The following is a 23164-nucleotide window of genomic DNA, read 5'->3' on the forward strand; positions in this document are numbered from 1 at the left end:
TGCTATGATGCTGCCGCTCTTTTGCGGGTAATCCTGACTAAAGTACTAGGTCTTATAGTTGACTTAAATACTCGGGAATTGCATACTCGCCTCATTCCGAACTCCGTGGTAATTGTCCATGCGACTGACTACAAAAGGCCGATACGCCGTGACCGCCATGCTCGACCTGGCGTTGCACGCGCAGCACGGGCCCGTGTCCCTGGCCGATATCTCCGAGCGCCAAGGCATCTCCCTGTCCTACCTCGAGCAGCTGTTTGCCAAATTGCGCCGCAGCAATCTGGTGTCCAGCGTCCGCGGTCCAGGCGGCGGCTACCAGCTGTCTCGCGACATGCAAGGTATCCAGGTCGCCCAGGTGATCGATGCGGTGAACGAATCGGTCGATGCGACCAAATGCCAGGGCCAGGGTGATTGCCATCAGGGCGACACCTGCCTGACCCACCACTTGTGGTGCGATCTGAGCCTGCAGATTCACGAATTTCTGAGCGGTATCAGCTTGGCTGACCTTGTGACTCGCCGTGAGGTGCAAGAAGTAGCCCAGCGTCAGGATCAACGCCGTTGCAACAGCAAGGCGCCACGCCTGGACAAGATTGAAGCGTCCGCCGTCGAATGACAGCCAGAGAGCTAGCGGCACGCCAGCCAGCCTGATTTAGGAGATAGTCCATGAAATTGCCGATTTACCTTGATTACTCAGCGACTACCCCGGTTGATCCGCGTGTCGCGCAAAAGATGAGTGAATGCCTGCTGGTCGACGGAAACTTCGGTAACCCGGCGTCCCGTTCCCACGTGTTTGGCTGGAAAGCCGAAGAGTCCGTCGAAAACGCCCGTCGTCAGGTGGCCGACCTGGTCAATGCCGACCCGCGTGAAATCGTCTGGACCTCCGGTGCCACCGAATCCGACAACCTGGCAATCAAGGGTGCGGCACATTTCTATGCCACCAAAGGCAAGCACCTGATCACCACCAAGATCGAGCACAAGGCTGTCCTGGACACCATGCGCCAGCTGGAGCGTGAAGGCTTCGAAGTCACCTACATCGAGCCTCGCACCGACGGCCTGGTCACTCCAGAGATGATCGAAGCCGAACTGCGCGACGACACCATCCTGGTGTCGGTGATGCACGTGAACAACGAAATCGGCACCATCAACGACATCGCTGCGATCGGTGAACTGCTGCGCGCCAAGGGCATCCTGTTCCACGTCGACGCCGCTCAGTCCACTGGCAAGGTCGAGATCGACCTGCAGAAACTGAAAGTCGACATGATGTCGTTCTCCGCCCACAAGACCTACGGTCCTAAAGGCATCGGCGCCCTGTACGTCAGCCGCAAGCCGCGCGTACGTATCGAAGCGACCATGCACGGCGGCGGTCACGAGCGCGGAATGCGTTCCGGCACCCTGGCGACCCACCAGATCGTCGGCATGGGCGAAGCGTTCCGTGTGGCCAAGGAAGACATGGCTGCCGAGAACGTGCGCATCAAGGCCTTGAGCGACCGTTTCTACAAGCAGGTCGAGCACCTGGAAGAGCTGTACGTCAACGGCAGCCTGACTGCCCGCGTTCCGCACAACCTGAACCTGAGCTTCAACTACGTTGAAGGCGAGTCGCTGATCATGGCGCTCAAGGACCTGGCGGTTTCGTCCGGTTCGGCCTGCACCTCGGCGTCCCTGGAGCCTTCGTACGTACTGCGCGCCCTGGGCCGCAACGACGAACTGGCACACAGCTCGATCCGCTTCACCTTCGGCCGTTTCACCACCGAAGAAGAAATCGATTATGCCGCGCAGAAAGTTTGCGAGGCCGTTACCAAGCTGCGCGCTTTGTCGCCGCTGTGGGACATGTACAAAGACGGCGTCGATATCTCGAAGATCGAGTGGGCGGCACACTAAATGTAGAAGCCGCCAGATACGGCTCCTGTAGCGACGCGGCGACTGATGCAGCGCAGCTACAGGGTCTCAAGAGCGGCCCTGATGAGTGAGGATTGAGAATCATGGCTTACAGCGAAAAGGTCATCGACCACTACGAAAACCCGCGTAACGTCGGCAAGATGAATGCCGAAGACCCGGATGTCGGTACCGGCATGGTCGGCGCCCCGGCATGCGGCGACGTGATGCGCCTGCAGATCAAGGTCAACGAAGCCGGCATCATTGAAGATGCCAAGTTCAAGACCTACGGCTGCGGTTCGGCCATCGCTTCCAGCTCCCTCGCCACCGAGTGGATGAAGGGCAAGACCCTGGACGAAGCGGAAACCATCAAGAACACCCAGCTGGCTGAAGAGCTGGCCCTGCCGCCAGTGAAAATCCACTGCTCCGTGCTCGCCGAAGACGCCATCAAGGCTGCCGTTCGCGACTACAAGCAGAAGAAAGGCTTGATCTGACTTTCAGTTTTTGGCGACGAGTAAGGAGTCACCGATGGCTATCAGCATGACAGAAGCGGCTGCTCGACACGTGCGGCGCTCCCTCGACGGGCGCGGCAAGGGTGAAGGGATCCGCCTGGGTGTTCGCACCACAGGCTGTTCCGGCCTTGCCTACGTGCTGGAGTTTGTCGACGAGGTGGTTGCAGAGGACCAGGTGTTCGAGAGTCACGGCGAGAAAGTGATCATCGATCCCAAGAGCCTGGCCTACCTGGACGGCACCGAGCTCGATTTCGTCAAGGAAGGGTTGAACGAAGGCTTCAAGTTCAACAACCCCAACGTGCGCGGTGAATGTGGCTGCGGCGAAAGCTTCAACATCTGAGGCTTGTCGTGGGTACTCCTTGTCATTTCGCTTTATTCGAGCTGCAACCGAGCTTCAATCTGGATCTCGATCAGCTGGCTACGCGCTACCGTGAGTTGGCGCGCAGTGTTCATCCGGACCGCTTTGCCGACGCTTCCGAGCGGGAGCAGCGGCTGGCGCTGGAGCAATCCGCGAGCCTCAACGAGGCCTACCAGACGCTCAAGAGTCCACCCAAGCGCGCGCGTTACCTGCTCGCCTTGAATGGTGGCGAGCTGCCGCTGGAAGTCACGGTGCATGATCCGGAGTTTCTGCTGCAACAGATGGAGTTGCGCGAAGAGCTCGAAGACCTGCAGGACAGCGCCGACCTCGATGGCGTCGCTGTCTTCAAGCGTCGCCTGAAGGCTGCCCAGGATGAACTGAACCAAAGCTTCGCAGCTTGCTGGAACGATGCTGCGCACCGCGAACAGGCCGAACGCCTGATGCGGCGCATGCAGTTCCTCGACAAGCTCACCTACGAAGTGCGCCAGCTGGAAGAGCGCCTCGACGATTAACCCAGTGCCGCTCCGGTCGCACGCTTGATATACAGATAAGTCCTGATAACGATGGCCCTACTGCAGATCGCCGAACCCGGCCAAAGTCCTCAACCGCACCAGCGTCGTCTGGCTGTGGGGATCGACTTGGGCACTACCAATTCGCTGGTCGCTGCATTGCGCAGTGGTCTTTCCGAGCCCCTGGCTGACGCACAAGGGCAGGTTATCCTGCCGTCCGCCGTGCGCTATCACGCCGATCGCGTCGAGGTTGGCGAATCCGCCAAGCTGGCTGCCGCCACCGATCCCCTGAACACCGTGCTGTCGGTCAAGCGCTTGATGGGTCGTGGTCTGTCCGACGTCAAGCAGCTGGGTGACCAACTGCCGTACCGCTTTGTCGGTGGCGAGTCGCACATGCCGTTCATCGACACCATCCAGGGCCCGAAAAGCCCGGTGGAAGTCTCCGCCGACATCCTCAAGGTCCTGCGTCAGCGTGCTGAAGCGACCCTGGGCGGCGAGCTGGTGGGCGCGGTGATCACCGTTCCGGCCTATTTCGACGACGCCCAGCGCCAAGCCACCAAGGACGCGGCCAAGCTGGCCGGCCTGAACGTGTTGCGCTTGCTCAATGAGCCGACTGCGGCCGCTGTGGCTTATGGTCTGGATCAGCACGCCGAAGGCCTGGTGGCCATTTATGACCTGGGCGGCGGCACTTTCGATATTTCGATTCTGCGCCTGACCGGCGGTGTCTTCGAGGTACTGGCTACCGGTGGCGACAGCGCCCTGGGCGGCGATGACTTCGACCACGCGATCGCTGGCTGGATCATCGAGAGCGCCGGCCTGTCCGCCGATCTCGATCCGGGTGCGCAGCGTCAACTGCTGCAAACCGCCTGCGCGGCCAAAGAAGCGCTGACCAATGCCTCGTCGGTCGAAGTGGTTCACGGCGACTGGAAAGCCGAACTGACCCGCGAAGCCTTCGACGCGTTGATCGAGCCGATGGTCGCCCGCAGCCTGAAAGCCTGCCGCCGCGCGGTACGTGATTCCGGTGTCGAGCTGGAAGACGTGCATGCGGTGGTCATGGTTGGCGGTTCGACTCGCGTACCACGTGTTCGCGAAGCCGTGGCGGAAGCCTTCGGTCGCCAGCCCCTGACTGAAATCGACCCGGATCAAGTGGTGGCCATCGGTGCCGCGATCCAGGCCGATACCCTGGCTGGCAACAAGCGCGACGGCGATGAATTGCTGTTGCTGGACGTGATTCCGTTGTCCCTGGGCCTGGAAACCATGGGCGGCCTGATGGAGAAGGTGATTCCACGCAACACCACCATCCCCGTCGCTCGCGCCCAGGACTTCACTACGTACAAAGACGGCCAGTCGGCCATGGCGATCCACGTGTTGCAGGGCGAGCGCGAGCTGATCAGCGACTGCCGTTCCCTGGCGCGCTTCGAATTGCGCGGTATTCCGGCGATGGTGGCCGGTGCGGCGAAGATTCGCGTGACCTTCCAGGTCGATGCCGATGGCTTGCTCAGTGTTTCCGCCCGCGAACTGGGTTCGGGTGTGGAAGCCAGCATCCAGGTCAAGCCGTCCTACGGCCTGACCGACGGCGAAATCGCCAAGATGCTCAAGGATTCGTTCCAGCACGCCAACGACGACAAGGTTGCCCGCGTATTGCGCGAGCAACAGGTCGACGCCCAGCGCCTGATCGAGGCGGTGCAGGCTGCGCTGGAGGCCGACGGCGAGCGACTGCTCGATGCCGACGAGCGCATGGTCATCGACCTGCAGGTGCAGGAATTGACCGAACTGATGAAAGGTACCGATGGTTTCGCCATCGAGCAGCAGACCAAGCGTCTGTCGCAAGTGACCGACGCCTTTGCTGCCCGCCGCCTGGACTCGACGGTGAAAGCCGCGCTGGCGGGGCGCAACCTGAATGAGATTGAGGAATAACGATGCCGCAGGTCATTTTTCTGCCACACGAAAAGTTTTGCCCGGATGGCATGGTCGTGGAGGCTGAGCCGGGTATTTCCATCCTCGAACTGGCCCATGAGCACCACATCGAGATGGAAAGCGCTTGCGGCGGCGTCTGCGCCTGCACCACTTGTCACTGCCTGATTCGCGAGGGTTTTGACTCGCTGGAAGAAGCGGACGAGCTGGAAGAGGACTATCTTGATCGGGCCTGGGGTCTGGAGCCTGTGTCCCGCCTGGCCTGCCAGGCCAAGGTCGGCACCGAAGACCTGACCGTCGAAATTCCGAAGTACTCGCTCAACCACGCAGCCGAAGCGCCGCACTGATCCAAGGAATTGTCATGAGTCTCAAGTGGACTGATGTGCTGGAAATCGCGATCCAGCTGGCTGAAAGCAAGCCTGATGTTGACCCTATGTCGGTCAACTTCGTCGATCTGCGTAAATGGGTGATGGAATTGCCCGAATTCGACGACAAGCCTGAGCATTGTGGCGAAAAGGTCCTGGAGGCCATTCAGGCCCACTGGATCGAAGAACGCGACTGAGCCACGCTGCAGGTTAGGCAATACCCAAGAACCCGCGTATAATTCGCGGGTTTAATTTTTCGCAAATTACCGTTTCTGGAGTTACACCATGGCTGTTCAACGTACTTTCTCCATCATCAAGCCTGACGCCGTTGCTAAAAACGTGATCGGCAAGATCACCACTCGCTTCGAAGACGCTGGCCTGCGCGTTGTAGCTTCGAAACTGAAGCAACTGTCCAAAGCAGAAGCCGAAGGCTTCTACGCTGAGCACAGCGAGCGCGGTTTCTTCGGCGACCTGGTTGCTTTCATGACCTCCGGTCCAGTGGTTGTTCAGGTTCTGGAAGGCGAAAACGCCATCGCTCGCAACCGTGAGCTGATGGGCGCTACCAACCCTAAAGAAGCGGCTGCCGGCACCATCCGTGCTGACTTCGCTGAATCGATCGACGCCAACGCCGTACACGGTTCGGACTCCGAAGCCGCTGCCGCTCGCGAAATCGCATACTTCTTCGCAGCTACTGAAGTAACCACTCGCTAAGCATTGGCTTAAGAGTGAAGGTGAATCCATGACTACATCGACTGTAAAAACCAACCTGCTGGGTCTGACTCAACAGGAAATGGAAAAATTCTTCGACTCAATCGGGGAGAAGCGTTTCCGTGCCGGTCAGGTAATGAAATGGATTCACCACTTTGGCGTCGATGATTTCGACGCCATGACGAACGTCAGCAAGGCCTTGCGCGAAAAGCTCAAGGCTGTTGCTGAGGTCCGTGGTCCAGAAGTGGTCAGCGAGGACATCTCCAGCGACGGCACCCGCAAGTGGGTGGTGCGCGTGGCGTCCGGCAGCTGCGTCGAGACCGTGTACATTCCCCAGGGCAAGCGCGGTACCTTGTGCGTTTCGTCCCAGGCAGGCTGTGCCCTGGATTGCAGTTTCTGCTCCACCGGCAAGCAAGGCTTCAATAGCAACCTCACCGCCGCCGAAGTCATCGGCCAGGTGTGGATTGCCAACAAATCCTTTGGCAGCGTCCCGGCGACCGTCGACCGTGCCATCACCAACGTGGTGATGATGGGCATGGGTGAGCCGCTGCTGAACTTCGACAACGTCATCGCGGCCATGCACCTGATGATGGACGACCTGGGCTACGGCATTTCCAAGCGCCGCGTGACCCTGTCGACCTCCGGGGTGGTACCGATGATCGATGAGCTGTCCAAGCACATCGACGTCTCCCTGGCGTTGTCCCTGCACGCACCGAATGACGCATTGCGTAACCAATTGGTGCCGATCAACAAGAAGTATCCGCTTAAGATGCTCCTCGAGTCGTGCCAGCGCTACATGTCGTCCCTGGGCGAAAAGCGCGTGCTGACCATCGAGTACACCTTGCTCAAGGACGTGAACGACAAGGTCGAGCACGCCGTTGAAATGATCGAGCTGCTCAAGAACATCCCGTGCAAGATCAACCTGATCCCGTTCAACCCGTTCCCGCACTCCGGTTACGAGCGGCCAAGCAACAACGCGATTCGTCGCTTCCAGGATCAGCTTCATCATGCCGGTTTCAACGTCACTGTCCGCACCACCCGTGGTGAAGACATCGATGCGGCCTGTGGCCAGTTGGTAGGACAGGTGCTGGATCGCACCCGTCGCAGCGAACGTTATATCGCCGTGCGTGAACTGAGCGCCGACAACGATATGGCGTCGAACGCTGCGAAGTAATCAAGAGAGGATCTCTATGTCCGTGCGCTTTGCGCTGCTTTTGCTATTGGCCAGCCTCTGTGCTGGCTGTGTGCTCTCGGGCGACTACAACCCGATGAAGACCAGCAAGGGCCGTGACGAGGCGCGCGATGCCTACGTGCAACTGGGCATCGGTTATTTGCAACAAGGCATGACCGAGCGCGCCAAGGTGCCCTTGAAGAAGGCGCTGGAGCTGGACGCCGCGGACCCGGACGCCAATGCGGCGCTGGGGCTGGTGTTCCAGGCCGAAATGGAGCCCGACGTGGCTGACCAGCATTTTCGCAAGGCACTGTCTTCCCGCCCCGCCGATGCGCGAATCCTCAACAACTATGGCAGTTTTCTTTTCGAGCAAAAACGTTACAAGGAAGCCTACGAGCGCTTCGAACAGGCCGCCGCCGATACCCTGTATCCTGAGCGTTCGCGCGTATTCGAGAACCTGGGCATGACGGCCGCGATGCTTGGCCAGCGCGAGTTGGCCCAGCAACAACTGGAAAAAGCCCTGCGCTTGAATCGACAACAACCTCGGGCCTTGCTGGAAATGGCTGAGTTGTCTTACGAAGACAGGCATTATGTGCCCGCGCGTGACTATTACGATCGTTTTAGCCTGCTTACCGAGCAAAATGCACGTAGTCTATTGCTCGGCATTCGCCTGGCAAAAGTGTTTGATGATCGCGACAAGGCGGCCAGTGCTGGCCTGCAATTAAAACGACTCTATCCCGGTACACCGGAATATCAGCAATACCTGTCGGAGCAATGATGAAAGCGGCGCATCCCGAAGTTGTAGCAGCGAATCGCGTTAACCCCGGTGAGACCCTGCGCCAGGCCCGCGAAAGCAATGGCTGGTCGCTGGCCGAAGTGGCCCTCAAGCTCAACCTTACCGTCGGCTCCCTGAGCAATCTGGAAGCCGGTGATTTCGACAAGCTGCCAGGGCATACCTTCGCTCGCGGCTATATTCGCGCCTATGCCAAGTTGCTCGGCATGGACCAGGCCGTCCTGGTCCAGCAATTCGACCAATCCACCGGTACCGACTCCAAGGGCAGCAATGTGCACAGCCTGGGTCGTATCGAAGAGCCCGTGCGTGTGTCCCACACCATCTTGCGTATTGTCAGCCTGTTGCTGCTGGTGGCCGTGGTGGGTGGCGGTTTCGTCTGGTGGCAGGACCAGACCTCGCAGCGCACCAAGGACCTGATCAGCCTCAGCCCGGAACACGTTGAAGTCGAAGGCGCCGACGGCACCACCCAGATTCATCCGCTGGACGAGCCGGAAGACCAGGCTGTCGCGGAAGGTCAGACTGATAATGCAACGGCCCTGGCATTGCCGCAGGCCGACACCGCGACCCAGGCACCGGCTGAAACGCCAGCGCCCGTTGCGCCCGCTACCGCTCCGATCGACGCCACACCTGCAACGCCAGCCCCGGCTGCTCCAGCCGTTGCGGCACCGACGGTGACTGCACCGGTTGCTCCAGCTGCGCCAGCGCCAACCGCTACGGCTCCAGCAGCGCCTGCGGTGGCGGGCCAAGGCCAGGTGCAATTGCAGTTCACGGCCGATTGCTGGACTCAAGTGACCGACGGTGCCGGCAAGGTGCTGTTGAGCGGTCTAAAGCGTAAAGGCGAAAGCGTTTCCCTCAGTGGCAAGCCGCCGTTTTCCGTACGCCTGGGCTACGCCCGTGGCGCGCAGGTCAGCTACAACGGTCAGGCGGTCAATGTCGCTCCGTTCACCAGTGGCGAGACTGCTCGCCTGAAGTTGGGTCAATAAGTCATGCACGGCGAATCTCCAATCAAACGTCGCGAATCACGCAAGATCTGGGTCGGTAACGTTCCTGTTGGCGGCGATGCGCCCATCGCTGTGCAAAGCATGACCAACAGCGACACCAACGACGTCGCTGCGACCGTTGCGCAAATCAACCGCCTGGAAGCCGCGGGCGTCGATATCGTGCGGGTGTCCGTGCCGGACATGGACGCCGCCGAGGCCTTCGGCAAGATCAAGCAACTGGTCAAGGTTCCCCTGGTTGCCGACATTCACTTCGACTACCGCATCGCGTTGCGCGTGGCCGAACTGGGTGTCGACTGCCTGCGGATCAACCCGGGCAACATCGGTCGCGAAGACCGCGTGCGCGCGGTGGTCGATGCCGCCCGCGATCGCGGCATCCCGATCCGTATCGGCGTCAACGCCGGCTCCCTGGAAAAAGACCTGCAGAAGAAATACGGCGAGCCGACCCCGGCCGCGCTGGTCGAATCGGCCCTGCGCCACGTCGAGCACCTTGAACGCCTGAACTTCCAGGACTTCAAGGTCAGCGTGAAGGCCTCCGACGTGTTCATGGCCGTCGAAGCCTACCGCTTGCTGGCCAAGGAAATCGTCCAGCCGCTGCACCTGGGGATTACCGAAGCCGGTGGTTTGCGTTCAGGCACAGTGAAATCTGCCGTGGGCCTCGGTATGCTGCTCGCCGAAGGGATTGGCGATACCATTCGCATCTCGTTGGCGGCTGACCCGGTCGAGGAAGTGAAAGTCGGCTACGACATTCTCAAGTCCCTGCACCTGCGTTCCCGTGGCATCAACTTCATCGCCTGCCCGAGCTGCTCGCGGCAGAACTTCGATGTGGTGAAAACCATGAACGAGCTGGAAGGGCGGCTCGAAGACTTGCTGGTGCCGCTGGATGTTGCGGTCATCGGTTGTGTGGTCAACGGCCCCGGCGAAGCCAAGGAAGCCCATATCGGCTTGACCGGCGGCACGCCGAACCTGATTTACATCGACGGCAAGCCGTCGCAGAAACTGACGAATGACAATCTGGTGGATGAGCTTGAACGCTTGATCCGCGAGAAAGCGGCCGAGAAGGTCGAGGCTGACGCTGCGGTTATCGCGCGCGGTTGAGCCTGACTAAAGAGCCGAACGAATTTAAGGATTTATTGTGAGCAAGTCTCTGCAAGCCATTCGTGGCATGAACGACATCCTGCCCGAACAGACCCCCCTGTGGCGTCATTTCGAAGGCACCGTTTCGCGTTTGCTGGATAACTACGGTTACAAGCAGATCCGCATGCCGATCGTCGAGTTCACCGAGCTGTTCAAACGCTCCATCGGTGAAGTGACCGACATCGTCGAAAAAGAGATGTACACCTTCGACGACCGTAACGGCGACTCGCTGACCCTGCGCCCTGAAGGCACGGCGGCCTGTGTGCGCGCAGTGCTCGAGCACGGCATCACCGGCGGTGGCCAGGTGCAGAAGCTCTGGTACATCGGCCCGATGTTCCGCCACGAGCGTCCGCAGAAAGGCCGTTACCGCCAGTTCCACCAGATTGGCGTCGAAGTGTTCAACCTCGACGGTCCGGACATCGATGCCGAGCTGATCGTGCTGACCTGGCGCCTGTGGGGCGAGCTGGGCATCCGTGATGCGGTCAAGCTCGAACTCAACAGCCTGGGTACCAGCGAGTCCCGTGGTCGCTATCGTGAAGCGCTGGTCGAGTACCTCTCGGCGCATCTCGACAAGCTCGACGAAGACAGCCAGCGCCGCCTGAAAACCAACCCGCTGCGTGTTCTTGATACCAAGAACGCCGAGACTCAAGCGGTGCTGGTCGATGCGCCGAAAATGGCCGACTACCTCGACGAAGAATCCCGCGTGCACTTTGAGGGCCTCAAGGCTCGCCTGGACGCCGCCGGCATTCCCTACGTGATCAACCCGAAGCTGGTGCGCGGGCTGGATTACTACAGCAAGACCGTTTTCGAATGGGTCACCGACAAACTCGGCGCCCAGGGCACCGTGTGTGCCGGTGGTCGTTACGACGGCCTGGTCGAGCAGATGGGCGGCAAGCCAACTGCCGGCGTCGGTTTCGCCATGGGCATCGAGCGCCTGGTGCTGCTGCTCGAAACACTCGAGCAGATCCCTGAAGAGATTTCCCGTCAGGTCGACGTCTACCTCTGCGCCTTCGGTGAAGCCGCCGAGCTGGCTGGCCTGGTCCTGGCCGAGCGCGTGCGCGACCAGTTGCCCAACCTGCGCCTGCAAGTCAATGCTGGCGCCGGCAGCTTCAAGAGCCAGTTCAAGAAAGCCGACAAGAGCGGTGCGCTGTTCGCACTGATCCTCGGTGACGACGAGATGGCCCAGCAAGTGGTAGGTTTCAAACCCCTGCGTGGCCAGGGCGAACAACAAAGCATTGCCTGGGACGCGCTTGCCGCTCACCTGGCCACCTGCGTCGTGCAGGGTTGAAGCTGTCTAAACAGCCGAATTAGCGATTAAGGAGTATTGGGGTGTCGAGTACCGAAGACGAACAGCTGGCGGATTTTAAGGAATGGTGGTCACGCAACGGCAAGCCCCTGGTTACTGGCGGCCTGCTGGCGCTGGTCATCGTGTTCGGTTGGCAGGCGTTCCAGAAGTATCAGAGCAACCAGTCGCAAGGCGCCTCGATGCTCTATCAGCAACTGCTCGAAACCACGCTGACCCCTGACGGCAAGCCCGATGCGGCACGTGTTTCGGACCTGGCTGGCAAGCTCAACAGCGAGTTCGGCGGCAGCGCCTATGCGCAATACGGCAGCCTGTTCGTGGCGAAAGTCGCGGTCGACAGCGGCAAGCTCGATGACGCCGCCACCGAGCTTGCGGCCATCGTCGCCAAACCGGCCAACCCGGCACTGGGCGAAATCGCCCGTCAGCGCCTGGCGCAGGTACTGGCTGCGCAGAACAAGGCCGATGAAGCCCTGAAGCTGCTGGAAGGCGATGCCGACAAGGCCTTCCTGGCCACTCGCGAAGAACTCAAGGGCGACCTGCTGGTGCAGCTGGGTCGTCCCGACGAAGCACACGCGGCGTATCAAAAAGCCAAGGCGGCACTGTCGGATGAAGCGGCGGTCGGTGGCCTGCAAATCAAGCTGGACGACCTGGCCAAAGGGGATGCGTGACGTGATTCGTTGGAAGCATGCAGCATTGCTGGCCCTGGCCATTCTGGCCGCGGGTTGCAGCAGCAACAGCAAGAAAGAATTGCCACCGGCCGAGTTGACCGACTTCAAGGAAGAAGTGGTCCTGCAAAAGCAGTGGAGTCGTTCGATCGGTGACGGTCAGGGCGAAACCTACAACATGCTGGTTCCGGCCATCGAAGGCGATACCATCTATGCCGCCGATGTCACCGGTGTGGTGATGGCGCTGGATCGCAGCAACGGCGACGTCAAATGGAAGAAAGATCTCGAACTGCCTGTTTCCGGCGCCGTTGGCGTGGGTTACGGTCTGCTGACGGTCGGTACGATCAAGGGTGAAATCGTTGCCCTGGACGCCATCAACGGTGAAGAGAAATGGCGCGCTCGCGTGTCCAGCGAAGTCCTCGCACCGCCGGCCAACAATGGCGATGTGGTCGTGGTCCAGACCCAGGACGACCGTTTGATCGGTCTGGATGCCGCCACCGGCAACCAGCGCTGGTTGTATGACAGCACCCCGGCGGTGCTGACCCTGCGCGGTACCAGCGCACCGATCGTGACCAACCGCCTCGCGGTGGCTGGCTTTTCGACCGGTAAAGTGGTCGCTCTCGACATTTCCAACGGCGTGCCGGTGTGGGAACAGCGTGTAGCGATCCCGCAAGGCCGTTCGGAACTGGAGCGCGTGGTCGACATCGACGGCGGCTTGCTGTTGTCCGGCGAGACGATCTATGTCGCCAGCTACCAGGGTCGCGTTGCGGCACTGGACCTGCAAAGCGGCCGTCAGCTCTGGCAGCGTGATGCTTCCAGCTATGCCGGTGTCGCCCAGGGTTTCGGCAGCGTCTATGTGAGTCTGTCTTCGGGCACCGTTGAAGGCGTCGACGAGCGTTCCACCACAGCCTTGTGGAGCAACGATTCGCTGGCCCGCCGTCAACTGTCGGCTCCGGAAGTGTTTTCCAGCTACGTTGCAGTGGGTGACCTGGAAGGTTACCTGCACCTGTTGAGTCAGGTAGACGGTCGATTCGTCGGCCGTGAGCGCATCGACAGCGACGGCCTGCGCGCGCGTCCGCTGGTGGTGGGTGACACGATTTATGTGTATGGCAACAGTGGCAAGCTGGAAGCCCTGACCATCAAGTAAAGGTTTGACTATGCTTGGGGTTAATCCCCAAGCGGCCCCGCTCTGTGGGGCTCGCAGCGCTTACAGGCGCTGCCCCGAGCACCAGCCGCTGCCTCGCAGCGGCTTTTGTATTTTCTGAAATAAACGAAGTGGAGAGCCGCATGGTTCCCGTAATCGCCCTGGTGGGCCGACCGAACGTCGGCAAGTCCACCTTGTTCAACCGCCTGACCAGGACTCGCGACGCCATCGTCGGCGACTTGTCCGGTCTGACCCGTGATCGCCAATACGGTGAGGCCAAGTGGCAAGGGCGTTCCTACATTCTGGTCGACACCGGTGGTATCTCCGGTGACGAGCATGGTATGGACGAAAAAATGGCCGAGCAGTCGCTGCTGGCCATTGAAGAAGCAGATGTCGTTCTATTCCTGGTAGATGCCAAGGCCGGTTTCACCGCCGCCGACCAGATGATCGCCGAGCATTTGCGCAAGCGTAACAAGCGTTCCTACGTGGTTGCCAACAAGGTCGACAACATCGACCCTGACATGGCCCGCGCCGAATTCGCCCCGTTGGGCATGGGCCACGCGATCCCGATCGCTGGTGCCCATGGCCGTGGCATCACCCAGATGCTGGAAATCGCCCTGAGCGAGTTCCCGAAAGACGAAGAAGAGCCGGAAGAAGGCGAGGAAGAAGACGTTGCAGAAGGCGAGGAAGCCAAGCGCATTCCTGGCCCGAGCGAGAAAGACGGGATCAAGATCGCCATCATCGGCCGTCCGAACGTCGGCAAGTCGACCCTGGTCAACCGCATGCTCGGTGAAGACCGGGTGATCGTGTACGACCAACCCGGCACCACCCGCGACAGCATCTACATCCCGTTCGAGCGTAACGACGAGAAGTACACGCTGATCGACACCGCCGGTGTGCGCAAGCGCGGCAAGATCCACGAGGAAGTCGAAAAGTTCTCCGTGGTCAAGACGCTGCAGGCGATCAAAGACGCCAACGTGGTGATCTTCGTGATGGACGCCCGCGAAGGCGTGGTCGACCACGACCTCAACCTGCTGGGCTTCGCCATTGAATCCGGTCGTGCGCTGGTTATCGCGATCAACAAGTGGGACGGCATGACGCCGAGCGAGCGCGACTTCGTGAAGGTCGAGCTGCAACGTCGGCTGTTCTTCGTTGACTACGCCGACATCCACTTCATCTCGGCACTGCACGGCACTGGCGTGGGCAACCTGTATGCTTCCGTACAGAACTCGTTCAAGTCCGCCGTGACTCGCTGGCCAACCAACCGCCTGACCCAGATCCTCGAAGATGCGGTGGGCGAGCACGCGCCGCCGATGGTCAACAACCGCCGGATCAAGCTGCGTTACGCTCACCTGGGTGGCGCAAACCCGCCGATCATCGTGATTCACGGTAACCAGATCGAGAAAGTGCCGAAGTCGTACGTGCGCTATCTGGAGAACACTTACCGTCGTGTGCTGAAGCTGGTCGGTACGCCGATCCGCATCGAGTTCAAGGGCGGCGAGAACCCGTATGAAGGCAACAAGAACTCGCTGACAGACCGCCAGGTCAACAAGAAGCGTCGCTTGATGTCGCACCACAAGAAGGCCGACAAGAAGCGCCGCGACAAGCGTTGATTCCTGAAGGCTGAGGTGATCATTCCCACGCTCTGCGTGGGAGCGATCAGCTTGGAGAAGGGCGCCGTTTGGCGCCCTTTTTTTATGGGCGCCGGATGGGCTATCCTCGGACTCTCCCGCGCCGCCGTTAGAGCCGGGTGCAGAGCAGGGATTCCTCGATGATCACCAGTAAGCTGCCGAATGTCGGCATCACCATCTTCACCCAGATGTCTCAGCTCGCGGCGCAAACCGGGGCGCTCAACCTGTCCCAGGGTTTCCCCGATTTCGATGCCCCGCAGGCCCTGTGCGATGCGGTCGGTCGGCATATCGCCAGTGGCCACAACCAGTATTCACCGATGACCGGCCTGCCGGCGCTGCGTCAGCAGATTGGCGCGAAAATCGCCCGCAGCTATGGCGTCAACGTGGATGCCGAGCTTGAAGTGACGGTCACTCCCGGTGCCACCCAAGCGATCTTCTGCGCGATCCAGGCGGTTATCCGCAACGGCGACGAAGTGATCGTCTTCGATCCGTGCTACGACAGTTACGAACCCTCGGTGGAACTGGCTGGCGGTCGTTGCGTGCATGTGCAGCTTGGGCTGAATGATTTCTCCATCGACTTCCAGAAGCTGGCTGAGGCGATCACCCCGCGCACGCGAATGATCGTGCTGAACTCACCGCACAATCCAAGCGGGGCGCTGATCAGTCGGGCCGAGCTGGATCAGTTGGCGGATCTGATCCGTGATCGCGATATCTACCTGGTCAGCGACGAAGTCTACGAACACCTGGTGTTCGACGGCGTGGCCCATGCCAGCGTGCTCAATCATGAAGAGCTGTATCAGCGCGCCTTTGTGGTCAGCTCGTTCGGCAAGACCTATCACGTCACTGGCTGGAAAACCGGCTACGTGGTCGCGCCACCGGCCCTCACGGCGGAACTGCGCAAGGTGCACCAGTACGTGAGTTTCTGCGGCGTGACGCCGCTGCAATATGCCTTGGCCGATTTCATGGCCGAACACCCGGAACACGTCGAAGAATTGCCGGCGTTCTACCAGGCCAAGCGCGATCTGTTCTGCGATTTGCTGGCGCCTTCGCGTTTCAGTTTCACCCGGGTGGCCGGCACGTACTTCCAGCTGGTCGACTACTCGCAGATCCGCCCCGACCTCAATGACGTCGAAATGGCCCTGTGGATGACCCGCGAGCATGGCGTGGCGAGTATTCCGATCTCGGTTTTCTACCAGACGCCACCAGACGGCCAGCGCCTGGTGCGCCTGTGCTTCGCCAAACGTGAGGAGACCCTGCGTGAAGCAGCGGAAAAATTATGCGTGATCTGAGTGCACTGCCGAACCTGACCGTGGCGCTGATCCAGACCACCCTGGCCTGGCACGACCGCCAGGCCAACCTCGAGCATTTCGAGCAGTTGCTGGAGCAGGCCCGCGGCGCTGACCTGATCATTCTGCCGGAGATGTTCACCACCGGTTTCTCCATGGAGTCCGAGACCCTGGCCGAGGCGGAAAACGGTCCCACCAGCAAATGGCTGCGGGCTCAATCGGCCAAGTTCGATGCGGTGATCACCGGTACCGTGATCGTGCAGGCCGCTGATGGCAGCCATCGCAACCGTCTGTTGTGGGCACGCCCTGACGGCGAAGTGTGGCACTACGACAAACGCCACCTGTTTCGCATGGCCGGTGAACATAACCATTACACCCCCGGCGAGCGCCAGGTGCAGTTCGAGCTCAAGGGCTGGCGGGTACGGCCGCTGATCTGCTACGACCTGCGCTTCCCGGTGTGGAGTCGCGATGCCCAGGACACGGACTTGCTGCTGTACACCGCCAACTGGCCCGGTGCACGCCGCCAACACTGGAACCGCTTGCTGCCGGCTCGGGCGATCGAGAACCTGTGTTATGTGGCGGCGGTGAATCGCATCGGCTCCGACGGCAAAGGCTTTGCGTATACCGGTGACAGCCAGGTGCTGGATTTCCAGGGTGAGACCTTGCTCAGCGCAGGGGAGGCGGATGGCGTGTTCAAGGTGACGCTGGATGCGGCGGAGCTGGCAGCTTATCGCACGCGGTTTCCGGCGAATCTGGATGCCGATACCTTTGAGTTCACCTGAAATCTTCGCTGCCTGAACCGGCCCCTTCGCGAGCAGGCTCGCTCCCACAGTTGATCGGTGGAGGCGCAGATGTTGGGTACACCACAACCCCCCTGTGGGAGCGAGCCTGCTCGCGAAGAGGTCTGTTCAGACAACACAGAATAAGCAGGCAAAAAAAGGCCCCGAGGTTCACACCCCGGGGCCTTTTGCATTGCAGCGAGGCTTACGCGGCTTTCGCTTCCGGCTGGCTCAGCGAGCGGTTCAGAGCGCTGAACAGGGCCTTGAAGCTGGCGGTGGTGATGTTTTCATCGATACCCACGCCATGCACCGCACGTTCACCGTTCACGCGCAGCTCGATGTAGGCCGCGGCCTTGGCGTTGGTGCCCGCGCCGATGGCGTGTTCGTTGTAGTCCATGATCTCTACCGGGATTGGCAGACCGGCCACCAGCGCTTCCAGGGCGCCGTTGCCCTTGCCGCGCCAGTGCAGGTTGGTCTCGCCCTGGCCCTTGCTCGCCACTTCCACTTCGACGGCGCTGTTGCCGTTTTCTTCCTGCAGGCGATGGCTGACCAGCGCGTACGGGGTGTTGGCTTGCAGGTACTCGCTGATCAACAGCGAGTGGATCTGCTTGGCGGACATTTCCAGGCCCAGGCGATCGGTTTCACGCTGCACGACCTGGCTGAACTCGATCTGCATGCGACGCGGCAGGCTGATGCCGTATTCCTGCTCCAGCAGGTAGGCGATACCGCCCTTGCCCGACTGGCTGTTGACGCGGATGACCGCCTCGTAGCTGCGGCCGATGTCGGCCGGGTCGATCGGCAGGTACGGCACTTCCCACAGGGCGTCCGGTTTCTGCTGGGCAAAGCCCTTGCGGATCGCATCCTGGTGCGAGCCGGAGAACGCGGTGTGCACCAGGTCGCCGACGTACGGGTGACGTGGATGCACCTGGATCTGGTTGCACTCTTCGACGACCTTGCGCACGCCGTCGATGTCGGAGAAGTCCAGTTGCGGGTCGAGACCCTGGGTGTACATGTTCAGGGCCACGGTCACCAGGTCGACGTTACCGGTACGCTCGCCGTTGCCGAACAGGCAGCCTTCGACACGGTCGGCGCCGGCCATCAGGCCCAGCTCGGTGGCGGCAACGCCGGTGCCACGGTCGTTGTGGGTGTGCAGGCTGATGATCACGCTGTCACGACGGTTGATGTGACGGCCGAACCATTCGATCTGGTCGGCATAGATGTTCGGGGTTGCGCATTCGACGGTGGCCGGCAGGTTGAGGATCATCTTGTGCTCGGGCGTCGGGTTCCAGACCTCGATCACCGCGTCGCAGACTTCCTTGGCGAACTCCAGTTCGGTGGCGCTGAAGGTTTCCGGCGAGTACTCGAAAGTCCACTCGGTTTCAGGCTGCATGGCCGCGTACTTGACGAACAGCTTGGCCGCGCTGACGGCGATTTCCTTGATTCCGTCCTTGTCCTGGTTGAAGACAATGCGGCGGAAGGAAGGGGAGGTCGCGTTGTACAGGTGCACGATGGCTTTCTTCGCCCCGCGCAGGGATTCAAAGGTACGCGCGATCAGGTCTTCACGGCCCTGGGTCAGCACCTGGATGGTGGTGTCGTCAGGGATGTGGTTGCCTTCGATCAAGGTGCGCACGAAGTCGAAGTCGGTTTGCGAGGCGGCAGGGAACGACGCTTCGATTTCCTTCACGCCGACCTGCACCAGGGTTTTCCAGAAGCGCAGCTTCTTGACGGCGTCCATCGGTTCGATCAGCGACTGGTTACCGTCACGCAGATCGGAGCTGCACCAGATCGGCGCGGCGGTGATGGTCTTCGACGGCCAGGTGCGGTCCGGGATATCGATGGTCGGAAACGCGCGGTATTTCGAAGACGGGTCTTTGAGCATGCTCATCGGGAAATCCTTATTGTGTGGGCCGAAAAAAGGCGGCCTGCCGGTGGATCAATATGTTCTTGGAGTAACGCTGGGATGAGGCGCCGCGATTCAGCCCGGCAGTCGTGCGCTGACAAGGCACAGACTGCGGTGCTGACGAAGCTGAATGAGGGTGTGAGAGGTTTTCATGCCTTCAACCCTAACCGCGGGGGGGAAGGATGGCAAGCGGTCGAAAAAAATTGAGAGGAATCCTCTTCAGGGCATCTGTAACGAGATTTTATTGCGATGAATCCGCCTGATTATGAGGTTGCTTGCGCAAGGTTTGAGCGATGCGCAATCGAAGGTTTTGGCCGCAGCTGTTGTCGGTGAGGCTATTCTTAAAGCCTCGACTGGCAAACAGGAGTCGGTAATGAACGAGTACGATTGGAAGCTGTACAGCGTGTTGCGACCGGTGGCCCATGAGCGGATGTGCACCCGGATCATGACCGACGTCGAAAAGATCGTGCTGGACAAGAGCATCGCACCCTATGAGCGGATCGATGCCAGCGAGGAGTTGCTCAAGGCGGGGCAAAAAGAGCTGTATTGGGCGTTTGGCGTGTTCAGGTTTTCACGGCATGAAGCGCGGTCGCATTTGCTGGGGTTGTGTGCGCGGGAGTTGATCACGGATCAGGAGCTGAGCGGTTTTTCCGAGGAAACCCAGGAGTGGGTGAGGCACTGCCTGGCGGACCGGGAGGCGCATGGGATTGAGGATCTGGATGCTGAATAAATGATCGCCTGTGACGCCGTCTTCGCGAGCAAGCCCGCTCCCACATTTAGACCGCATTTCAATGTGGGAGCGGGCTTGCTCGCGAAGAGGCCATCGGCCTCACTTGAGATTCAAGGCTGAAACGCGCCGATAAAAATCGCCGGATCCACCCGCGCATCATTCAAACTGACATTCCAGTGCATATGCGGCCCGGTAGCCCGACCAGTCGCACCGACTTTACCTACAACGCCACCGCGAGCCAGCTGCTGGCCGACCTTCACGTCAATCTTCGACATGTGGCAGAACATGCTGATGAAGCCTTGGCCATGGTCGACAAACACCGTGTTGCCATTGAAGAAGTAGTTGCCGATCAGGATCACCTTGCCTGCGGCTGGTGTCTTGATCGGCGTACCGCCAGGCACGGCAAAATCCAGGCCCGAGTGCGGGTTGCGCTCTTCACCGTTGAAGAACCGGCGCACGCCGAACTTGCTCGACAGCGGGCCGTTGACCGGCTTGTCCAGCAGCAGGTTGCTCGGTGTATTCGGACTGAACGTGCGGTAGGCAGCGATTTGCTCGGCCAGCTCACGCTCGATGCGCTTGAGGTTGTCCGGGTCAGGATTGACCTGCTGGGTGTTCTTGAGGGTGATGCGTTGTTCCGGGTATTTCTTGTTGCCAACGCTGAAACCCAGGGTGCGCCCGCCGCTGCTGATCGACTGGGCGCCCGGCTTGACCGTCAGCGGTAAACCGACGATGGCCAGCCAGTTGTTCTGTTCCTTGACCACCAACACCGGCTTGCCCTGGTAGCTGGCTTTCGGCGCTTGCGCGGAATTGCCCAGGTCGACCACCGCCACGCCGCCCGGCACCGGTTTGTTCAACAGGCGGGTGATGTAACTGTCGGCGTGGGCGTTGAAGGTCAGGCACAGCAATAACAGTGGAGCTAAAAAACGCGGCATGGATCAATCCAGTAGAGAAAGAGTGACGGGCGTCAGGTGATTGTCTTCGACTCGCACTTGCAGTTCGCCCTCGCCGAGTTTGGCTTTCAGGCGTTGGCCGGTGTGGGTCTGTGCGGCGCTACGGATCGCGTTGCCACGCTCGTCGAGCAAAATGCTGTAGCCACGGCCGAGGGTCGCCAGGGGACTGACCACATGCAGCGTTTGCATCTGGCTCTGCAGTTGCAGGCGGCGGCTTTTCAGGCCCTCGCGGATGGCCCGGGGCAGGCGTTCGGCGAGGCTGTCGAGGCGTTGGCGCAGCATCGCCAATTGGCGGCCCGGATGTTGCCCGGCCAGGCGGGTTTCCAGGCGAATCAGCCGTTCGCGACGGGTGTTGAGGCTGCGTTCGAAAGCGCGGCGCATGCGCATGTCCAGGTCATCCAGGCGTTGCGCTTGCTGGCGCAAGCGTTCGCCGGGATGCCGCAGTCGGCGAGAAATACCTTCCAGGCGCAGTCGGTCGCGCATCAGGCGATCGCGCATGCGCATCACCAGGCGACGATGCAGGCTCTCGACGCGGCGCACCAGGTCGCTGGAATCCGGTGCGAGCAGTTCGGCGGCGGCCGATGGCGTGGGTGCGCGAACGTCGGCCACGAAGTCGCTGATGGACACATCGGTTTCATGGCCTACGGCACTGACGATCGGCGTCACACAGGCATCCACCGCGCGGGCCACGGCTTCTTCGTTGAAGCACCAGAGGTCCTCCAGCGAACCGCCACCACGGGCCAGGATCAAGGCGTCGAAGCCGCGGGCATCCGCCAGTTTCAGGGCGCGGACAATCTGCGCGGTGGCTTCACGGCCTTGCACGGCGGTGGGGATCAGGGTCAGTTGCACCTGCGGCGCGCGGCGGCGGAACACGCTGATGATGTCGCGGATGACGGCGCCGGTGGGCGAGCTGATGATGCCGATGCGCTGCGGATGCGCCGGCAGCGGCACTTTGCGCTCGGCGCTGAACAGGCCTTCGGCGCTGAGTTTTTCCTTCAAGGCATCGAAAGCCAGGCGCAAGGCCCCATCACCGGCTGGCTCGACGGTGTCGAGTATCAACTGATAATCGCCGCGGCCCTCGAACAACGAGACCTTGCCCCGGACCTTGACCGCCAGGCCATCCTTCAACGCCTGGCGCACGCGCGCAGCGTTTTGCCGGAATAACGCGCAGCGCACCTGGGCGCCGCTGTCCTTGAGGGTGAAATACACGTGCCCCGACGCCGGACGAGCGAGGTTGGAGATTTCGCCTTCGACCCAGATGTTGCTGAAGACGTCTTCAAGCAACACCCGCGCGCGGCCGTTGAGCTGGCTGACGGTCAGGACTTCGCGGTCCAGGCCGAGTCTTGCAAAGGGATCTTTAATCATGGGGCGCAGTTTAAAGGCATTCGGCGATCAATCTCCATGACCTGGCGGAAATCCCTTGTGGGGGATTCTATGTTGCAGGGGAACCCTGCCGCCTTGAATCCGGCTGGCGCCTGAGCCTGTTGATTGTCGCGGGCGTCGATGCCGAGCTACCCTTGTCGGTGCTGGCGCTGTATTTGCTGCCAGCCATGGCACTGGGCCTGTGGATCGGTCGACCATGACGATGTCGCGTGAGGCGTTCGTGCGGCTGGTGGCCTGGCTGATCCCGGCCAGCGACATCGCCTTGATCGGGTGTTACTTGAGTGCTTGACCTGCGCAGCCTTGGGCTTAAGCTGCCGGGCTTCTTTCAAAGTGTTGCAGCAGGCCGCCCCATGAATTCCCAAAGCATCATTGTCCCGAAAATCTCCACGCTGGCGGTGCATGAGCCCCGGGCCCGGGCGATCGTGCGCTGGCTGGTGCGCAAGAACATCATCGAGGAAGAACTGACCACCTGTGGTCGCACCGGCAATCGCATGGCCCACGCCATCGCCGAGGGTGCCCGGGAGGTGGTCCTGCACCCGCAAGCCCTGCCGTTCGGCGAGCCGATCAATGGCCTGGAGATCGTCACCAAGCGCTGCATCTATACACCGGCCAAGGGATTTCTGGGCGAGGCCGGCTGTGCCGAGTGCCGCAAGGAAGTCGGTGAAGCGCTGTTCGAAAGCCTCGAAGACTGGATGCCGGGGCGTACCGACAACTTCACCTGCCCGGAATGTGGGCACGAAGACGACATCAACGGTTTTCTGTTCCTGCAGGAGTGCGGCTTTTCCAACCTGGGCTTCATCTTCAACAACTGGGCCGAGGCGGGATTCAAGCAGAGCTTTCTCGACGAGTTTGCCGATTGGCTGGATCAGCCGGTGAGTTGGGTGAAAGTCGAACTGTAATTCTGATCGACACCGATCTCTGTAGGAGCTGGCTTGCCAGCGAAAGCGGTGTGTCAGACAGACCGTATTGCCTGATTCGCTGGCAAGCCAGCTCCTACAAGAAATCCAGGTAAAATACCCGTCGATCACCGTATCGATAATAGACAGAGTTTTACATTGA

The 23164-nt window shown here is 60.7% G+C and carries 24 protein-coding genes and 1 pseudogene; 22 read left to right on the forward strand and 3 right to left on the reverse strand.

Features of this window, described 5'->3' with window-relative positions; translation table 11 throughout:
* The first annotated feature begins 118 nt into the window (after positions 1-118).
* From iscR to BKX96_RS01660, 19 genes are all read left to right on the forward strand, one after another.
* A complete protein-coding gene (gene iscR, locus BKX96_RS01570; RefSeq protein WP_007903581.1) occupies positions 119-610 on the forward strand; it encodes a Fe-S cluster assembly transcriptional regulator IscR in 492 nt (163 codons plus the stop codon).
* A 50-nt stretch (positions 611-660) separates the two neighbouring features.
* On the forward strand, positions 661-1875 hold the full coding sequence (locus BKX96_RS01575; protein ID WP_046820396.1) for an IscS subfamily cysteine desulfurase: 1215 nt from the start codon (positions 661-663) through the stop codon (positions 1873-1875).
* A gap of 101 nt (positions 1876-1976) precedes the next feature.
* The gene (gene iscU, locus BKX96_RS01580; RefSeq protein ID WP_046820395.1) at positions 1977-2363 is read left to right on the forward strand and encodes a Fe-S cluster assembly scaffold IscU; all 387 of its coding nucleotides are present in this window, start codon (positions 1977-1979) and stop codon (positions 2361-2363) included.
* Positions 2364-2397: 34 nt separating this feature from the next.
* Positions 2398-2721: an iron-sulfur cluster assembly protein IscA gene (gene iscA / locus BKX96_RS01585; protein WP_003227904.1), complete on the forward strand. Its 324-nt coding sequence runs from the start codon at positions 2398-2400 to the stop codon at positions 2719-2721.
* Positions 2722-2729: 8 nt separating this feature from the next.
* The gene (hscB, locus tag BKX96_RS01590) at positions 2730-3251 is read left to right on the forward strand and encodes a co-chaperone HscB (protein WP_046820394.1); all 522 of its coding nucleotides are present in this window, start codon (positions 2730-2732) and stop codon (positions 3249-3251) included.
* Between the two features lie 51 nt (positions 3252-3302).
* Positions 3303-5165 carry a Fe-S protein assembly chaperone HscA gene (gene hscA, locus BKX96_RS01595; protein WP_077182503.1) on the forward strand — a complete coding sequence of 621 codons (1863 nt, stop codon included), beginning with the start codon at positions 3303-3305 and terminating at the stop codon, positions 5163-5165.
* Positions 5166-5167: 2 nt separating this feature from the next.
* The gene (gene fdx, locus BKX96_RS01600) at positions 5168-5509 is read left to right on the forward strand and encodes an ISC system 2Fe-2S type ferredoxin (RefSeq protein WP_077182504.1); all 342 of its coding nucleotides are present in this window, start codon (positions 5168-5170) and stop codon (positions 5507-5509) included.
* 14 nt (positions 5510-5523) lie between these two features.
* Positions 5524-5724: a Fe-S cluster assembly protein IscX gene (iscX, locus tag BKX96_RS01605; protein ID WP_046820391.1), complete on the forward strand. Its 201-nt coding sequence runs from the start codon at positions 5524-5526 to the stop codon at positions 5722-5724.
* Between the two features lie 88 nt (positions 5725-5812).
* Entirely contained in the window at positions 5813-6238 is a 426-nt protein-coding gene (gene ndk / locus BKX96_RS01610) for a nucleoside-diphosphate kinase (protein WP_024014216.1), read from the forward strand.
* 28 nt (positions 6239-6266) lie between these two features.
* On the forward strand, positions 6267-7409 hold the full coding sequence (gene rlmN / locus BKX96_RS01615) for a dual-specificity RNA methyltransferase RlmN (RefSeq protein WP_020795604.1): 1143 nt from the start codon (positions 6267-6269) through the stop codon (positions 7407-7409).
* Between the two features lie 16 nt (positions 7410-7425).
* A complete protein-coding gene (gene pilW, locus BKX96_RS01620) occupies positions 7426-8184 on the forward strand; it encodes a type IV pilus biogenesis/stability protein PilW (protein ID WP_077182505.1) in 759 nt (252 codons plus the stop codon).
* Positions 8184-9182 (forward strand): RodZ domain-containing protein, encoded by a 999-nt coding sequence (locus BKX96_RS01625; RefSeq protein WP_046820389.1) that lies wholly within the window; start codon positions 8184-8186, stop codon positions 9180-9182. The genes pilW and BKX96_RS01625 overlap by 1 nt, the downstream gene beginning before the upstream one ends.
* A gap of 3 nt (positions 9183-9185) precedes the next feature.
* Complete coding sequence (gene ispG, locus BKX96_RS01630; RefSeq protein ID WP_020795607.1) at positions 9186-10295, forward strand: flavodoxin-dependent (E)-4-hydroxy-3-methylbut-2-enyl-diphosphate synthase; 1110 nt, start codon at positions 9186-9188, stop codon at positions 10293-10295.
* A gap of 37 nt (positions 10296-10332) precedes the next feature.
* Entirely contained in the window at positions 10333-11622 is a 1290-nt protein-coding gene (gene hisS, locus BKX96_RS01635) for a histidine--tRNA ligase (RefSeq protein ID WP_046820388.1), read from the forward strand.
* Positions 11623-11663: 41 nt separating this feature from the next.
* Positions 11664-12305, forward strand: coding sequence for a tetratricopeptide repeat protein (locus tag BKX96_RS01640; protein ID WP_046820387.1), 642 nt, complete (start codon positions 11664-11666; stop codon positions 12303-12305).
* Positions 12298-13449 (forward strand): outer membrane protein assembly factor BamB, encoded by a 1152-nt coding sequence (gene bamB, locus BKX96_RS01645; protein WP_046820386.1) that lies wholly within the window; start codon positions 12298-12300, stop codon positions 13447-13449. The genes BKX96_RS01640 and bamB overlap by 8 nt, the downstream gene beginning before the upstream one ends.
* A gap of 140 nt (positions 13450-13589) precedes the next feature.
* Positions 13590-15059 (forward strand): ribosome biogenesis GTPase Der, encoded by a 1470-nt coding sequence (gene der, locus BKX96_RS01650; RefSeq protein ID WP_046820385.1) that lies wholly within the window; start codon positions 13590-13592, stop codon positions 15057-15059.
* A gap of 158 nt (positions 15060-15217) precedes the next feature.
* Positions 15218-16366, forward strand: a complete 1149-nt coding sequence (locus BKX96_RS01655; protein WP_077182506.1) for a pyridoxal phosphate-dependent aminotransferase — start codon at positions 15218-15220, stop codon at positions 16364-16366.
* The gene (locus BKX96_RS01660; RefSeq protein ID WP_077183106.1) at positions 16354-17145 is read left to right on the forward strand and encodes an amidohydrolase; all 792 of its coding nucleotides are present in this window, start codon (positions 16354-16356) and stop codon (positions 17143-17145) included. The genes BKX96_RS01655 and BKX96_RS01660 overlap by 13 nt, the downstream gene beginning before the upstream one ends.
* 202 nt (positions 17146-17347) lie before the next feature.
* On the opposite strand, the gene leuA is transcribed toward BKX96_RS01660, so the two are convergent.
* Complete coding sequence (gene leuA / locus BKX96_RS01665) at positions 17348-19027, reverse strand: 2-isopropylmalate synthase (protein WP_046820382.1); 1680 nt, start codon at positions 19025-19027, stop codon at positions 17348-17350.
* A 388-nt stretch (positions 19028-19415) separates the two neighbouring features.
* On the opposite strand from leuA, the gene BKX96_RS01675 reads away from it, so the two are divergent.
* Positions 19416-19772, forward strand: coding sequence for a hypothetical protein (locus BKX96_RS01675; RefSeq protein ID WP_046820413.1), 357 nt, complete (start codon positions 19416-19418; stop codon positions 19770-19772).
* A gap of 110 nt (positions 19773-19882) precedes the next feature.
* Here the strand turns inward: BKX96_RS01675 and BKX96_RS01680 are convergent, their stop codons facing one another.
* Both BKX96_RS01680 and xseA read right to left on the reverse strand, forming a co-directional pair.
* Entirely contained in the window at positions 19883-20704 is an 822-nt protein-coding gene (locus BKX96_RS01680; RefSeq protein ID WP_046820381.1) for a M23 family metallopeptidase, read from the reverse strand.
* Between the two features lie 3 nt (positions 20705-20707).
* Positions 20708-22087, reverse strand: coding sequence for an exodeoxyribonuclease VII large subunit (gene xseA, locus BKX96_RS01685; RefSeq protein ID WP_046820380.1), 1380 nt, complete (start codon positions 22085-22087; stop codon positions 20708-20710).
* Between the two features lie 107 nt (positions 22088-22194).
* On the opposite strand from xseA, the pseudogene BKX96_RS01690 reads away from it, so the two are divergent.
* Positions 22195-22394 (forward strand): annotated as a pseudogene (locus BKX96_RS01690) (sulfite exporter TauE/SafE family protein); the annotation flags it as partial.
* A gap of 61 nt (positions 22395-22455) precedes the next feature.
* Positions 22456-23004 carry a hypothetical protein gene (locus BKX96_RS01695; protein ID WP_046820379.1) on the forward strand — a complete coding sequence of 183 codons (549 nt, stop codon included), beginning with the start codon at positions 22456-22458 and terminating at the stop codon, positions 23002-23004.
* The last annotated feature ends 160 nt before the right edge of the window (positions 23005-23164 follow it).

The organism is Pseudomonas putida, assembly GCF_001976065.1.
Classification (GTDB): domain Bacteria; phylum Pseudomonadota; class Gammaproteobacteria; order Pseudomonadales; family Pseudomonadaceae; genus Aquipseudomonas; species Aquipseudomonas serbica.